Annotated in this window: 1 protein-coding gene; it reads left to right on the forward strand. The window is 72.1% G+C overall.

What is annotated here, in order from left to right:
- A partial coding sequence (locus AXW62_RS22645; RefSeq protein WP_107406334.1) for a CPBP family intramembrane glutamic endopeptidase occupies positions 1-654 on the forward strand: 654 nt, incomplete at its 5' end.
- Positions 655-863: the final 209 nt, after the last annotated feature.

Below are 863 nucleotides of genomic sequence, written 5' to 3' on the forward strand. Positions count from 1 at the left end.
CACGCGGTCCCGTTCCGGCGGAAGAGCCTGCTGTGGGCCCCACTGATGCTGGTAGTCGCCTCGGCGACGGTGCTGTCGGCGGCGCTGCTGGCGCACGCGGCGGGTGGCCCCGCGCTGAGCCTGAACGTCGCCAAGGACGCGGTGGAGGACGTCGGCGGACCCGCCGCGTTCCTCGTCGGCATGGTGATCTCCGGCCCGCTGTCCGAGGAGCCGGGCTGGCGCGGCACCGCCTATCCCCGGATGCGCGCGTCCATGGGCCGCTTCCAGGTCGGTCTGGTACTGGGTGTCATCTGGGCCGTATGGCATCTGCCGCTGTTCTTCATCGACGGAACCGTCCAGAACGAGCTGGGCCTGGCCACCCCCAGCGGCGTGCTCTTCGCCGTCAGCACCGTCCCGATGGCCATGCTGACCGCCTACGCCTACGAACGCGCCGGCGTTCTCGCCTCGATCGCGGTCCACTTCGCCACCAACACCACGATGGTCCTGCTGGACGTCAAGGAGCCCGTGACGCAGTCCATGATCATCGGAATCCAGGGGATCGTCGCCGTGCTCCTCCTGGCCGCCGCCCGCCCGGCGAGCAGGCCCGCCGCCACCGCCCTCCCTATCGCGGACGAGAACCCGGCGCCGCGGGCGGACCACACCGCCCGCGTCTGACAGCCGCCCCGTCGCGAACGGCAGGGCGAGGGTCCGGACCGATCTCGGTCCGGACCCTCGCCCTCCGCTGCGCGCGGTGATCAGCGCACTTCCAGGGCGTAACGGGGGATCGGAGGAGGACCGCGACGCCGTTGAAAGCCGTCTCCCGGCTCTGGGCCTGGTGAAGCGCGCGTCGACGAGGTACAGCCGGTCGCGCCAGCGGGCGGCGG

Origin of the sequence: Streptomyces hygroscopicus subsp. hygroscopicus (assembly GCF_001553455.1) — a bacterium.
Lineage (GTDB): Bacteria > Actinomycetota > Actinomycetes > Streptomycetales > Streptomycetaceae > Streptomyces > Streptomyces hygroscopicus.